The sequence below is a fragment of the Pseudomonas cedrina subsp. cedrina genome (assembly GCF_001983175.1).
Classification (GTDB): Bacteria; Pseudomonadota; Gammaproteobacteria; order Pseudomonadales; family Pseudomonadaceae; genus Aquipseudomonas; species Aquipseudomonas cedrina.
Genome location: NZ_MNPW01000004.1, coordinates 202,092 through 215,738, shown reverse-complemented (window position 1 = coordinate 215,738; position 13,647 = coordinate 202,092). Strand labels below are relative to the sequence as shown.

The window sequence follows — 13,647 nt, the reverse complement described above, 5'->3', positions numbered from 1 at the left end:
GAGCAAGCCCGCTCCCACATTTGCTTATTCTGGGTTCTTGCTACCGTGCGCGAACAGAGCCGGTATGCAGGTCCGCCCAAATATGCCCATTGGCATAACTGAGAAACTGTACATACACCGCGTCATTGCGCAGCAAATCAACGATGACTCGGTATTGGGCAACGGGGTAAGACAAGGTCAAGGTTTTGCTCTTGTCGTCGTACACCGGCTTTTTCAGGCTTTTGCTCTCGGCGTCAAAATTGAGCACAACCTGGCTGATGGTCGCGCCCTTGTTCAGGGACTTGCCCTTGAGGCGGATCACCAGCGGCGAGGTCACCGGGATCGGTTGCTGGTTGGACTGGCGCTGGTTGCCCACCACCACCGCGTACTCGGTGACCTGCAGCAATTGCTGCTGGTCAGGGGTTTCGGTACGCAGGGTGAGGTCGTCGGGCGGCAGGAACTGGCTGTGCATCAGCGCCGGGGCGGCGGCCAGGGGCAAACTCAGGGTCAGCGCCAGGGCGGCGCAGGTGCGTATCAAAAACAGGTTCATGGGCCGCTCCGTGCGAGATAGCCCAGCACTGTAGCTCAATCGAACTGGGCGAGCATCCAGCGTTGATACTCGGCCACGCCCGCATCGCCTTCACGCGGCGCCCACTCAGCCAATTCACCCTCGCCTACCGGACGATAAGGCCCGGCCTTGCATTCGAACATCACGGTGTCAGGCGCCAGCACCACCAGGCCGTGAAACACACCGGGCGGCAGATCGACGCCGGAACATTCACCGCCCGCCTGCATCACGCGCCTGGCGAGCACTTCGCCGGTTTCGCTGAACACCAGCAAGCCCAGGCTACCCTGGAGCACCAGCAAGGTTTCGGCTTTGTCCACGCTCAGGTGCCGATGCGGCGGCACATAGGTGCTGGGTTGCAGGCCCACGGCCAGGCGGTGGCACGGCTCGTCCATCTGGTGGAAATTGTGGTGATGCCGGCTACGGGGGCTGGCGGCCGCTTTCTCGGCCAGCTCGGCAAACAACGTCTGATCAAGAAAGCGGGTCATGGTTTACATCCCTTTGACGGCGAAGATGCCATTGGCGTTGCGCCAGTAACCTTTGTAGTCCATGCCGTAACCGAAGATGTAGCGGTCAATGCACGGCAAGCCAACGTAATCGGCCTTCAGGTCCGGGCGCGCCTTGCGGTCGTGGTCTTTGTCGATCAGCACGGCGGTGTGCACTTTACGCGCACCGGCGTGTTTGCAGAAGTCGATGATCGCGCCCAGGGTGTGGCCTTCGTCGAGGATGTCGTCGATGATCAGCACGTCGCGATCGATGAACGAGACTTCCGGCTTGGCTTTCCAGAACAGGTCGCCGCCAGTGGTTTCGTTGCGATAGCGGGTGGCGTGCAGGTAAGACGCCTCCAGCGGGAATTGCAGATGAGTCAGCAATTTACCGGCGAAAATTAAACCACCGTTCATCACACAGAAAACCACTGGGTTGGTGTCCGCCATTTCGCGGGTGATGTGTGCGCCGACCTTGGCGATCGCTTCTTCGACTTGCGCTTCGGTGTACAGGCAGTCAGCCTCGCGCATGATTTGACGGATATGCTCGAGATCAGCGGACATGGCGCTCTCCAAGGGGTGCTGTGGCAAGAAAAGCGGGCGAAGGTACGCTTCTCATGCGCTCCGAGCAAGCCTTTATGGACTAACGTAGGTGATGTCTATAGGACAACACCCTCGGATAGATTAATCTAGGCCGGTTTTTTTGCCCGCCGCCGGAGCCTTTCCCATGCCCACTCGCGAGATCCGCCACCCGCTGATCCGACACAAGCTCGGCCTTATGCGCCGCGCCGACATTAGCACGAAGAATTTCCGTGAGCTTGCTCAGGAAGTCGGAGCGTTGCTCACTTACGAAGCCACCAAGGATCTGCCCTTGGAAACCTACGATATTCAAGGCTGGGCGGGCACCGTCCAGGTCGAGAAAATCGCCGGTAAGAAGATCACCGTCGTGCCTATCCTGCGCGCCGGTATCGGCATGCTCGAAGGCGTCCTCAGCCTGATCCCGGGCGCCAAGGTCAGCGCCGTGGGCGTGGCCCGCAATGAACAAACCTTGCAGGCCCACACCTACCTGGAAAAACTCGTCCCGGAAATCGATGAGCGCCTGGCGATGATCATCGACCCGATGCTCGCCACCGGCAGTTCCATGGTCGCCACCATCGACCTGCTGAAAAAAGCCGGCTGCAAGGACATCCGCGCCATGGTGCTGGTGGCGGCGCCCGAAGGCATTGCCGCCGTCGAGAAAGCCCACCCGGACGTGCAGATCTACACGGCGTCCATCGACGAACGCTTGAACGAACACGGCTACATCATCCCAGGCCTTGGCGATGCCGGTGACAAGATCTTCGGCACCAAGCAGAAGGACGGTTGAGCATGCAGGATGAATTCAACGACCCGCTTTGGCGCCAGATCCTGTCTGGCGCACAAATGCTCTTCGTGGCATTTGGCGCGCTGGTGTTGATGCCGCTGATCACAGGCCTTGATCCAAACGTCGCACTGTTCACCGCGGGCCTGGGCACCTTGCTGTTCCAGGTGGTGACCGGGCGCCAGGTGCCGGTTTTCCTGGCGTCGAGCTTTGCCTTCATTACCCCGATCATTCTCGCCAAGGACCAGTTCGGTCTGGCGGCGACCATGGGCGGGGTGATGGCGGCCGGGTTCGTCTACACCTTCCTCGGCGCGGCGGTGAAGATCAAAGGCACCGGTTTTATCGACCGGCTGCTGCCGCCGGTGGTGATCGGGCCGGTGATCATTTCCATCGGCCTGGCGATGGCGCCGATCGCCGCGAACATGGCAATGGGCAAGTCCGGCGACGGTGCCGAGCTGATTCATTACCAGACCGCCATGATGATCTCGATGCCGGCGCTGCTCACTACCTTGATCGTCGCGGTATTCGGCAAGGGCATTTTCCGCCTGGTGCCGATCATTTCCGGCGTGCTGGTGGGTTTTGCCATGGCGTTCTACTTTGGCGTGGTCGACACGGCGAAGATCGCCGCCGCGCCCTGGTTCGCCCTGCCCCACTTCACCGCGCCGGAATTCAACTGGCAGGCGATCCTGTTTATCGTCCCGGTGGCCCTGGCCCCGGCGATCGAACACATTGGCGGTGTGATTGCGGTGGGCAGCGTGACCGGTCGCGACTACCTGAAGAAGCCCGGCCTGCACCGTACCCTGCTGGGTGACGGCATTGCCACCACGGCCGCCGGCCTGTTTGGCGGCCCACCGAACACCACCTACGCCGAAGTGACCGGTGCGGTGATGCTGACCAAGAACTACAACCCGAAGATCATGACCTGGGCGGCGGTGTTTGCCATCAGCCTGGCGTTTATCGGCAAGTTCGGCGCATTGCTGCAGAGCATTCCGGTGCCGGTGATGGGCGGGATCCTGTGCCTGCTGTTCGGTTCGATTGCGGCGGTGGGCATGAACACCCTGATCCGCCACAGGATCGACCTCGGCGAGGCGCGCAACCTGGTGATTGTGTCGGTGACGTTGGTATTCGGGATTGGCGGTGTGCTGGTCGGTACCGGCGACGGCCCGGATGATTTCGGCCTCAAGGGCATCGCCCTGTGTGCGGTGGTGGCGATCGGGTTGAACCTGCTGCTGCCGGGCAATGATGGCTGGAAGACCAAGAAGCCGGATGAGCCGTTGCTCTAACTAACCCAATGCAAATCAGTGTGGGAGCTGGCTTGCCTGCGATAGCGATGTAACAGGCGACATATCTGTCGTTTGATACACCGCTATCGCAGGCAAGCCAGCTCCCACATTTTGTTTCGGCGTCTTTTAAAGCTCACCCAGCCCATCGATCAACGCCTGGTTCTGCTCCGGCGTACCGATGCTGATCCGCAGGAACTGCGCAATCCGCGCCTGCTTGAAGTGCCGCACAATCACCCCTTGCTCACGCAACTTGGCCGCCAGGCCGGCGGCGTCGTGCCGTGGGTGACGCGCGAAGATGAAATTGGCCGCCGACGGCAACACTTCAAAGCCCTTGGCCTCAAGCTGAGCGACTAGCGTGTCGCGGCTATCGATAACCAACCGGCACGTTTTCTCGAAATACTCACGGTCGTCGAACGCGGCCGCCGCGCCAGCAATCGCCAGGCGATCCAGCGGATAGGAGTTGAAGCTGTTCTTGACCCGCTCCAGCGCCTCGATGAGGTCCGGGTGGCCCACGGCCAGGCCTACGCGCAAACCGGCCAGTGAGCGCGATTTGGACAGCGTCTGGGTCACCAGAAGGTTGGGGTAGCGGTCCACCAGGCTGATGGCCGTCTCGCCACCGAAGTCGATGTAGGCTTCATCCACCACCACTACCGAATCCGGGCTGGCCTTGAGGATCTGCTCCACCGCGTCCAGCGCCAGCACGCAGCCGGTCGGCGCGTTCGGGTTGGGGAAGATGATCCCGCCGTTGGGCTTGGCATAGTCTGCCACGCGGATCTGGAACTGTTCGTCCAGCGGCACCGGGTCGGACGTGATGCCGTAGAGGCCGCAATAGACCGGATAGAAGCTGTAGCTGATATCCGGAAACAGCAGTGGCAAATCGTGCTGGAACAGGCCGTGGAAGATGTGCGCGAGGACCTCGTCGGAACCGTTGCCGAGGAACACTTTGCCGGCGTCGATCCCGTAATACCTGGCCACCGCCTGCTTGAGCAGGTCGCTGTTGGGGTCAGGGTACAGGCGCAGGTTGTCGTTCAACTCGGCCCGCATCGCGGCCAACGCCTTGGGCGAAGGGCCGTAGGGGTTTTCGTTGGTGTTGAGCTTGACCAGTTTGGTCAGTTTCGGCTGCTCGCCGGGTACGTAAGGCACGAGATCCTTGACGAAGGGGCTCCAGAATTTGCTCATGTCTCAGTTCCCCTCTTCAAGGATGCGGTATTCGGCGCTGCGGGCGTGGGCGCTCAGGGACTCGCCGCGGGCCAGGACCGATGCGGTCTTGCCCAGCTCGGAAGCGCCTTGTGGCGAGCAGAAGATAATCGACGAGCGCTTCTGGAAGTCATACACCCCCAGCGGCGACGAGAACCGCGCGGTGCCGGAGGTCGGCAGCACGTGGTTGGGGCCCGCGCAGTAGTCGCCCAGGGCTTCGCTGGTATGACGACCCATGAAGATCGCGCCGGCGTGACGAATCGACGGCAGCCAGGCTTGCGGGTCAGCCACGGACAATTCCAGGTGTTCCGGGGCGATACGGTTGGCCACTTCGATAGCCTGGTCCATGTCCCGCACCAGGATCAACGCGCCACGGGCATTGATCGACTTTTCGATGATTTCGGCGCGATCCATGGTCGGCAGCAGCTTGTCGATGCTGGCGGCCACCTTGTCGAGGAACTCGGCGTCGGGGCTGACCAGGATCGCCTGGGCGTCTTCGTCGTGCTCGGCCTGGGAAAACAGGTCCATGGCGATCCAGTCCGGGTCGGTCTGGCCATCGCACACCACCAGAATTTCCGACGGGCCGGCGATCATGTCGATCCCAACTTGGCCAAACACGTGACGCTTGGCGGTGGCGACGTAGATGTTGCCGGGGCCGACCACTTTGTCGACCTTCGGCACGCTTTCGGTGCCGTAGGCCAGGGCTGCGACCGCCTGGGCGCCACCGATGGTGAAGACCCGGTCGACACCGGCGATGCAGGCAGCCGCGAGCACCAGTTCGTTGATTTCACCGCGCGGGGTCGGCACGACCATGACCACTTCGGTCACGCCCGCCACTTTGGCCGGGATCGCGTTCATCAGCACCGACGAGGGGTATGAGGCTTTGCCACCCGGCACGTACAGGCCCGCACGGTCCAGCGGCGTGACCTTCTGGCCCAGTACGGTGCCGTCGGCCTCGGTGTAGCTCCAGGAGTCCTGTTTCTGTTTTTCGTGGTAGCTGCGCACTCGCGCGGCCGCCACTTCCAAGGCTTCGCGCTGCGGCGCAGTGATGCGCGTCAGCGCCAGTTCCAGGCGTTCACGGGGCAGGATCAGGTCGGACATGGACTGGACGTCCAGGCCGTCGAACTGGCGGGTGAAGTCCACCAGCGCCGCGTCACCGCGTTCGCGCACAGCCTTGATGATGTCGAGTACGCGCAGGTTGACCGAATCGTCGGACACGCTTTCCCAGCTCAGCAGATGATCCAGATGATGGGCGAAATCCGGATCGGCAGCGTTGAGTCGGGCAATTGCAGTGGACGTGGTCATAGCGAGGGCCTCATAGGATTGGCAAAAACTCAGGCGCCCTAAACTACCGTTCGCTCCGCTTGGGCACCTGAGAATTCTGGCTATGAGGCGGATAGACGGGCGCAGCTTGTGGGCTACGCGGGTGAGTCAACCGCGGTGTCGACACTCTACTGCGGTGCGCAGGGTGTCGATCAACGCCTGGATACGGGCGTGTTGCATTTTCATCGAAGCTTTGTTGACGATCAGGCGGGAGCTGATGTCGGCAATGAAATCCTGGGGTTCCAGGCCATTGGCGCGCAGGGTGTTGCCGGTGTCGACCACGTCTATGATCTTGTCGGCCAGGCCGATCAGCGGCGCTAGCTCCATCGAGCCGTAGAGCTTGATGATGTCGACCTGACGGCCTTGCTCGGCGTAGTAGCGCTTGGCAACGTTGACGAACTTGGTGGCCACGCGCAGGCGCCCTTTTGGCTCGACGTCGCCGACACGGCCGGCGGTCATCAGCTTGCACAGGGCGATACGCAGGTCCAGCGGCTCGTACAGGCCCTGGCCGCCGTATTCCATCAATACGTCTTTGCCGGCCACGCCCAGGTCGGCCGCGCCATGTTCAACATAGGTCGGCACGTCGGTAGCCCGTACGATCAACAGACGAACGTCGTCCTGGGTCGTGGGGATGATCAGCTTGCGGCTCTTGTCCGGATTCTCGGTTGGCACGATGCCCGCTTCAGCCAGAAGCGGCAAAGTGTCGTCAAGGATGCGGCCCTTGGACAGTGCGATGGTCAACATGGGAAACGTCAATCCTTCATCAGGCTATTGCTGCCTGGTCGCATACGGCGCCAGACACAGATCGAGGCCATTACAGCCTCGATTTGAAACAAATTCAGCATACCGCCCGTTGCTTGTAGTGAGCGGGCTTGCCCCGCGCTGGGTTGCGTAGCGACCCCCAAAACGGGACTGCTGCGCAGTCCAGCGCGGGGCAAGCCCGCTCACTACAATGACAGTGTTCGGCTAGCCCGGTACGCGGCGGATTTTGGCGCCGAGCATCTGCAGTTTCTCTTCGATGCACTCATAACCACGGTCGATGTGGTAGATGCGGTCGATCAGCGTATCGCCTTCGGCAATCAGCGCCGAGATCACCAGGCTGGCCGAAGCCCGCAGGTCGGTCGCCATGACGGGCGCGCCCTTGAGTTTTTCGGTGCCGGTCACGATGGCGGTGTTGCCTTCGACCTGGATCTTCGCGCCCATGCGATGCAGTTCATACACGTGCATGAAGCGGTTTTCGAAGATGGTTTCGATCACCGCACCGGTGCCTTCGGCAATTGCGTTCAGGGAAATGAACTGTGCCTGCATGTCGGTCGGGAACGCCGGGTACGGAGCGGTACGCACGTTAACGGCCTTAGGCCGCTTGCCGTGCATGTTCAATTCGATCCAGTCTTCACCGGTAGTGATTTCGGCACCGGCTTCGCGCAGTTTTTCCAGGACTGCTTCCAGGATGGTCGGATCGGTGTCCTTGACCTTGACGCGGCCACCGGTGACGGCGGCGGCAACCAGGTAGGTACCGGTCTCGATGCGGTCGGGCATCACCTTGTAGGTTGCGGTGTGCAGACGCTCGACACCATCGATGGTGATGGTGTCGGTGCCGGCACCGGAAACCTTCGCGCCCATGGCGTTCAGGAAGTTGGCCAGGTCAACCACTTCCGGCTCGCGCGCAGCGTTTTGCAGCACGCTGCGGCCTTTGGCCAGGGCAGCGGCCATCATGATGTTCTCGGTACCGGTCACGCTGACGGTATCAAAGAAGAAGCTCGCGCCACGCAGGCCGCCTTCCGGCGCCTTGGCCTTGATGTAGCCGCCTTCGACGTCAATGACTGCGCCCATGGCTTCCAGGCCACGAATGTGCAGGTCCACCGGACGCGAGCCGATGGCGCAACCGCCAGGCAGTGCAACTTCGGCTTCGCCGAAACGCGCCACCATCGGGCCGAGCACCAGGATCGACGCACGCATGGTTTTCACCAGTTCGTACGGGGCGATCAGGGTCTTGATGGTGCGTGGATCGATTTCAACCGAGAGCTTTTCGTCGATCACAGGCTCGATGCCCATGCGACCGAACAGCTCGATCATGGTGGTGATGTCGTGCAGGTGCGGCAGGTTGGCCACGGTCACCGGGCCATCACACAGCAGGGTCGCTGCCAGGATCGGCAAGGCGGAGTTTTTTGCACCGGAGATGCGAATCTCGCCATCAAGGCGGGCACCGCCGGTAATAATCAATTTATCCATAAGAACTCTCGACGCCTTGGGGGCTCAGGTGCGCTCGGCCCAGGCCGCGCGGCTGAAAAATTTCATAGTGACCGCATGGATGCTGCCATCGGTGATCCACGGGTTCAAATGGGCATAGATCTGCTGCTGACGCTTGACGGGGCTAAGTGCCGCCAGTTCATCGCTAATCACGTTCAGCTGGAAGTTGCAGCCTTCGCCTTCAACTTCTACGGTCGTTTCCGGCAGCTTTCCTTCAAGAAAGCTCTTAACTTCTAGGGCCTGCATGCTCAACCTCTATCGGCGCCCAGTGCGCGCGGGTCGCACATCATACAAAAAAGCCCCGCGCCTGCGAACCCCGCATGGCAGGACTCTGACGGGGGGCTTCTCTAATAATGTGTATTAAGGATGCATCAACAACTCGTTCAAGCCGGAAACCTCGGCAATTTCGCGCATGTCTTCCGGCATTGCGCGGATGCTGACCGGTTTTTTGGCTGCTTGCGCGTCACGCATGAAGCACAGTAGCAGCGATAAACCGACACTGCTGGACTTGGTCACCGCCGAACAATCCAGCACCAACGCAGGCGCAGTGCTGGTCTTGATCAGTGCCTGGCCCTGCTTGCGCAGGCCGGGCCCGGTGCGGTAATCCAGCACGCCACTGATGAACAGCTCGCCTGCGTCGCCGAGACGAACGGCCGACTCGGTCATTGCGCGGGCTTCCCGGCAGCTTTATCGGTTTCTTCCTTGGCTTTGGCGACTTCGCCGGCCCAACCGTTGATGGTTTTGTCCAGGTCGTTGCCATTGCGCTGCATGGCATCGGCGAACTGGTCACGGAACAGCTTGCCAATGTTGATGCCGTTGATGATCACGTTACGCAGCTTCCACTCGCCGTTGACCTTCTCCAGCGTGTACTGCACAGGGTAGACGGCGCCGTTGTTGCCCTTGACGCTCATGTTCACGCTGGTGCGATCACCTGACTCATCGCCGGCGGGTGCGACGGTAATGCCCTGGTTGTTGTACTCAAGCAGCGCGTTTCCGTAGAACTGGAACAGGCCTTTCTTGAAGTTTTCCTGGAAGGTCTGCATCTGCGCAGGCGTTGCCTTGCGCGAATACTTGACCGTCATGATGCTGCGCGAGATGCCCTCGGCATCGACCACCGGGCCAACAATCGTGTTGAGCGCGTTGTAGAACTGGGTTGGATCCTGTTTGTACTTTTCCTTGTTGGCTGACAGGTCAGCCAACATCTTGTTGGTCGTGTCCTGCACCAGTTCGTGTGCAGAACCTGCTGCGTTGGCCATCAAAGGCAGCGCTGCAAGCAGTACCAGGAGGCCACGTCGCAAGGTAGAGATCATGTACAGATTCCTCATTTGGCGTCTTTATTGACCGTATTAAGCAGGAATTTACCGATCAGGTCTTCAAGCACCAGCGACGACTGTGTGTCGTGGATTGTCGAACCATCCTTGAGCAGGGCTGTTTCCCCGCCCACGCTGACACCGATGTATTTCTCGCCCAGCAAACCCGCGGTGAGGATAGATGCAGTGGAGTCGGTCGGCAGGTTATCCACCTTCTTATCCAGTTGCATGGTCACTCGACCGGTGAAGCTGTCGCGGTCCAGATCGATTGCCGTGACCTTGCCGATCGTTACACCGGCCATGGTCACCTTAGCTCTGACAGTCAAACCGGCGATATTGTCGAAGTACGCGTAAAGTTTATAAGTATCGGCGTTGGGGCTGGCCGACAGGCCGCTGACTCGCAGGGCCAATAACAGTAAAGCCAGGATGCCAGCCAGCAAGAAAAGGCCGACACCGATTTCCACAGTGCGGTTTTGCATCAGAAATCTCCAAACATCAAGGCGGTCAAAATGAAGTCAAGGCCCAGTACCGCCAGCGAGGCGTACACAACGGTCTTGGTGGTGGCGCGACTGATCCCTTCTGAGGTGGGTTCACAGTCGTAGCCTTGGAATACGGCGATCCAGGTCACTACAAAGGCGAAGACGATGCTCTTTATGATGCCGTTGAGCACGTCACCGCTGAAGGTCACGCTGTTTTGCATGTTGCCCCAGTAGGAGCCGTCGTAGACGCCCAACCAGTCAACCGCCACCCACGAACCGCCCCAGATACCCACCACGCTGAAGATCATCGCCAGCAGAGGCAGGGAAATGAAGCCGGCCCACAGGCGCGGCGCAACAATATACTTGAGCGGGTCCACGCCAATCATTTCCAGGCTGGACAATTGCTCGGTGGACTTCATGTTGCCGATTTCGGCGGTCAGCGCAGAACCGGCGCGACCCGCAAACAGCAATGCCGTAACCACCGGCCCGAGTTCGCGCAACAGCGTCAGGGCGACCATCTGCCCAACGGCCTGCTCCGAACCGTAGCCGGAAAGGATATTGAAGCCCTGCAACGCCAGCACCATGCCGATGAAGATACCCGACACCACAATAATGACCAGCGACATCACGCCAACTGAATGCAGCTGCTTGATCAGCAGGCCAAAACCGCCGCCAATGCCACCACGGCCAAGCAAGGCGTGAAACAGGAAAATCGTCGAACGGCCCAGCACTTCGACAACGTCGATGCCCGAGCGACCGAAAAGGCGAACCTTCTCGATGAGAGATGTCTTGCGCATCAGCGCTTCCCCAGAAGATCTGAGCGGTAATCCGCTGCCGGAAAGTGAAAAGGCACAGGGCCATCGGGATCGCCGGTCATGAATTGGCGAATGCGCGGGTTGTCGGCGTTCATCAGTTCCTCGGGCGTGCCCTGGCCCAGCACCTGGCCATCGCCCACTACATATAGGTAATCGGCAATGCTCGCGGTTTCTGCAAGATCATGGGACACCACGATGCTGGTAATGCCCAGCGCATCGTTGAGCAACCGGATCAGACGCACCAGCACGCCCATGGCGATGGGATCCTGACCGACAAAGGGCTCGTCGTACATGAGTATCTGCGGGTCGAGGGCGATGGCACGCGCCAGGGCGACACGACGCTTCATGCCGCCGGACAGTTCGTCGGGCATCAGGTCGATGGCACCGCGAAGGCCTACGGCCTGCAATTTCAGCAACACAATGTCACGAATCATTTCATCAGGCAGCTGGGTATGCACCCGCAACGGAAAGGCCACGTTCTCGAACACATCGAGGTCGGTGAACAGTGCGCCACTCTGAAAGAGCACACCCATGTGCTTGCGCGCGTCGAACAGATCGCTGCGCGATAGGGTCGGCAGGTTCTGGCCGTTGACCCACACTTCGCCGGCGCTGGGGCGCAATTGCATGCCCATCAGGCGCAACAGGGTGGTCTTGCCGCTGCCGGAAGGCCCCATGATGCCCGTGACCTTGCCGCGGGGAATGCGGATATCGACATTATTGAAGATGCTGCGCGTCCCGCGCTTGAAGGAAAGTCCCTTCAGCTCGACCGCGTAGGCGTTATCGGCACTCATCTAAACTCCTTGGGATGCAGCCTCTCACTCAGACACCACGCTTGCGACAAACGTTTGCAACGTTTGTGCAATAGCTGCGCATTAGTTGCCGCATGGGCAGGGCGGACCGAACTGGCGGCGAACTATATCACTGCTGGTACAAGGCGCCCAAGGCCGGAACAGCGCTAGTTCGGATTGAAGACAAGGAAAAAACGTTGCTTGAGATGAATCTCAAGCGCATCGCGCATAAACCCTGACGAACTTGCGTGAGGGAATTGATCATTACCGTTATAATCGCCGACTTTTCGTCAGGCTATACGATTCCAGACATGAGCCAATCCAGCGACCTTATCCAATCCGCGCAACGCACCATCCGCCTCGAGCTTGAAGCCGTGGAAGGCTTGCTGGCCCATATCGACGCAGATTTCGTACGCGCCTGCGAGATGATTCTGGCCAGCAAGGGCCGCGTGGTCGTGGTCGGCATGGGCAAGTCGGGTCACGTCGGCAACAAGATCGCCGCCACGCTGGCCAGCACCGGGACCACCGCGTTCTTCGTGCACCCGGCCGAGGCCAGCCACGGCGACATGGGCATGATCACCAAGGATGACATCATCCTGGCCTTGTCCAACTCCGGCACCACCAACGAAATCGTGACCCTGCTGCCGCTGATCAAGCGCCTGGGCATCCAGATGATCAGCGTCACCGGCAACCCGGAGTCGACGCTGGCCAAGGCCGCCGAAGTGAACCTCAACGTTCACGTGGCCCACGAGGCCTGCCCGCTGAACCTGGCGCCGACCTCCTCCACCACCGCCGCGCTGGTCATGGGCGATGCCCTGGCCGTGGCGCTGCTGGAAGCCCGTGGGTTTACCGCTGAGGACTTCGCGTTTTCGCACCCGGGCGGCGCCCTGGGCCGTCGTTTGCTGTTGAAAGTCGAAAACGTCATGCACTCGGGCGATGAACTGCCCCATGTCCAGCGCGGCACGTTGCTGAAGGACGCGCTGATGGAAATGACCCGCAAGGGCCTGGGCATGACTGTAATCCTGGAAGCCGACGGACGCCTGGCCGGCGTATTCACCGACGGTGATTTGCGCCGCACCCTGGACCGCGCCATCGATATTCACACCGCCACCATTGATGCGGTGATGACGCCCCACGGCAAGACCGCTCGCCCTGAAATGCTCGCAGCCGAAGCATTGAAGATCATGGAAGACCACAAGATCGGCGCATTGGTGGTGGTCAATAGTGACGACCGTCCGATTGGCGCCCTGAACATGCACGACTTGCTGCGTGCGGGAGTGATGTAGATGAGCAGCGACCTGTTGCAACGCGGCAAGAACATCAAGCTGGCGATTTTCGACGTTGACGGCGTGCTGACCGATGGCCGCCTGTATTTTCTCGAGGACGGCAGCGAATTCAAGACCTTCAACACCCTCGACGGCCTGGGCATCAAGATGCTGATGGCGGCGGGCGTGCAAACGGCGATTATCAGCGGCCGGAAAACCCCGGTTGTGGAACGCCGCGCACAAAACCTGGGAATTGCTCACCTGTATCAGGGCCGCGAGGATAAACTGGTGGTCCTGGACGAGCTTCTTGGCCAACTCAACCTAAGCTATGAGCAGGTCGCCTACCTGGGCGACGACCTTCCCGACCTGCCGGTGATTCGCCGTGTGGGCCTGGGCATGGCCGTCGCCAATGCGGCGGCGTTTGTTCGCGAGCACGCCCATGGCATCACCACCGCCCGTGGCGGTGAAGGCGCCGCCCGCGAGTTCTGCGAGCTGATCCTGCGTGCCCAGGGCAGCCTTGAAGCGGCCAACGCCGCCTACTTATAGAG

The 13,647-nt window shown here is 60.6% G+C and carries 17 protein-coding genes; 4 read left to right on the top strand and 13 right to left on the bottom strand.

Annotated features, from left to right (window positions below):
- Positions 1-40 precede the first annotated feature (40 nt).
- The 3 genes from BLL36_RS09550 to BLL36_RS09540 are packed head-to-tail and all read right to left on the bottom strand — an operon-like array spanning position 41 to position 1,593.
- On the bottom strand, positions 41-529 hold the full coding sequence (locus BLL36_RS09550; protein ID WP_076951197.1) for a hypothetical protein: 489 nt from the start codon (positions 527-529) through the stop codon (positions 41-43).
- Positions 530-564: 35 nt separating this feature from the next.
- Positions 565-1,032 (bottom strand): WbuC family cupin fold metalloprotein, encoded by a 468-nt coding sequence (locus tag BLL36_RS09545; RefSeq protein ID WP_076951196.1) that lies wholly within the window; start codon positions 1,030-1,032, stop codon positions 565-567.
- A gap of 3 nt (positions 1,033-1,035) precedes the next feature.
- On the bottom strand, positions 1,036-1,593 hold the full coding sequence (locus BLL36_RS09540; RefSeq protein ID WP_034102221.1) for a hypoxanthine-guanine phosphoribosyltransferase: 558 nt from the start codon (positions 1,591-1,593) through the stop codon (positions 1,036-1,038).
- Positions 1,594-1,756: 163 nt separating this feature from the next.
- Here BLL36_RS09540 and upp point away from each other — a divergent pair, with 163 nt between their 5' ends.
- Both upp and BLL36_RS09530 read left to right on the top strand, forming a co-directional pair.
- Positions 1,757-2,395 carry a uracil phosphoribosyltransferase gene (upp, locus tag BLL36_RS09535; RefSeq protein WP_076951195.1) on the top strand — a complete coding sequence of 213 codons (639 nt, stop codon included), beginning with the start codon at positions 1,757-1,759 and terminating at the stop codon, positions 2,393-2,395.
- 2 nt (positions 2,396-2,397) lie between these two features.
- Positions 2,398-3,672: a uracil-xanthine permease family protein gene (locus BLL36_RS09530; protein WP_076951194.1), complete on the top strand. Its 1,275-nt coding sequence runs from the start codon at positions 2,398-2,400 to the stop codon at positions 3,670-3,672.
- A 126-nt stretch (positions 3,673-3,798) separates the two neighbouring features.
- On the opposite strand, the gene hisC is transcribed toward BLL36_RS09530, so the two are convergent.
- The 10 genes from hisC to BLL36_RS09480 form a co-directional block, all read right to left on the bottom strand.
- The gene (gene hisC, locus BLL36_RS09525) at positions 3,799-4,851 is read right to left on the bottom strand and encodes a histidinol-phosphate transaminase (RefSeq protein WP_076951193.1); all 1,053 of its coding nucleotides are present in this window, start codon (positions 4,849-4,851) and stop codon (positions 3,799-3,801) included.
- A 3-nt stretch (positions 4,852-4,854) separates the two neighbouring features.
- Positions 4,855-6,174, bottom strand: coding sequence for a histidinol dehydrogenase (gene hisD / locus BLL36_RS09520; RefSeq protein WP_076951192.1), 1,320 nt, complete (start codon positions 6,172-6,174; stop codon positions 4,855-4,857).
- A gap of 126 nt (positions 6,175-6,300) precedes the next feature.
- A complete protein-coding gene (hisG, locus tag BLL36_RS09515; protein ID WP_076951191.1) occupies positions 6,301-6,936 on the bottom strand; it encodes an ATP phosphoribosyltransferase in 636 nt (211 codons plus the stop codon).
- Positions 6,937-7,158: 222 nt separating this feature from the next.
- The gene (gene murA / locus BLL36_RS09510; RefSeq protein ID WP_076951190.1) at positions 7,159-8,424 is read right to left on the bottom strand and encodes a UDP-N-acetylglucosamine 1-carboxyvinyltransferase; all 1,266 of its coding nucleotides are present in this window, start codon (positions 8,422-8,424) and stop codon (positions 7,159-7,161) included.
- 24 nt (positions 8,425-8,448) lie between these two features.
- A complete protein-coding gene (locus tag BLL36_RS09505; protein ID WP_003188597.1) occupies positions 8,449-8,688 on the bottom strand; it encodes a BolA family protein in 240 nt (79 codons plus the stop codon).
- A gap of 114 nt (positions 8,689-8,802) precedes the next feature.
- Positions 8,803-9,108: an STAS domain-containing protein gene (locus BLL36_RS09500; RefSeq protein WP_076951189.1), complete on the bottom strand. Its 306-nt coding sequence runs from the start codon at positions 9,106-9,108 to the stop codon at positions 8,803-8,805.
- Positions 9,105-9,752 carry an MlaC/ttg2D family ABC transporter substrate-binding protein gene (locus BLL36_RS09495; protein WP_076951188.1) on the bottom strand — a complete coding sequence of 216 codons (648 nt, stop codon included), beginning with the start codon at positions 9,750-9,752 and terminating at the stop codon, positions 9,105-9,107. Before BLL36_RS09495 ends, BLL36_RS09500 begins: the two co-directional genes overlap by 4 nt.
- Before the next feature lie 11 nt (positions 9,753-9,763).
- Complete coding sequence (gene mlaD / locus BLL36_RS09490; protein ID WP_076951187.1) at positions 9,764-10,231, bottom strand: outer membrane lipid asymmetry maintenance protein MlaD; 468 nt, start codon at positions 10,229-10,231, stop codon at positions 9,764-9,766.
- On the bottom strand, positions 10,231-11,028 hold the full coding sequence (mlaE, locus tag BLL36_RS09485; RefSeq protein WP_076951186.1) for a lipid asymmetry maintenance ABC transporter permease subunit MlaE: 798 nt from the start codon (positions 11,026-11,028) through the stop codon (positions 10,231-10,233). Before mlaE ends, mlaD begins: the two co-directional genes overlap by 1 nt.
- The gene (locus BLL36_RS09480; protein WP_076951185.1) at positions 11,028-11,837 is read right to left on the bottom strand and encodes an ATP-binding cassette domain-containing protein; all 810 of its coding nucleotides are present in this window, start codon (positions 11,835-11,837) and stop codon (positions 11,028-11,030) included. The genes mlaE and BLL36_RS09480 overlap by 1 nt, the downstream gene beginning before the upstream one ends.
- Before the next feature lie 308 nt (positions 11,838-12,145).
- Between BLL36_RS09480 and BLL36_RS09475 the strand changes: the two genes are divergently transcribed.
- Both BLL36_RS09475 and BLL36_RS09470 read left to right on the top strand, forming a co-directional pair.
- Positions 12,146-13,120 (top strand): KpsF/GutQ family sugar-phosphate isomerase, encoded by a 975-nt coding sequence (locus BLL36_RS09475; RefSeq protein WP_076951184.1) that lies wholly within the window; start codon positions 12,146-12,148, stop codon positions 13,118-13,120.
- Positions 13,121-13,645, top strand: coding sequence for a KdsC family phosphatase (locus BLL36_RS09470; RefSeq protein ID WP_076951183.1), 525 nt, complete (start codon positions 13,121-13,123; stop codon positions 13,643-13,645).
- Positions 13,646-13,647: the final 2 nt, after the last annotated feature.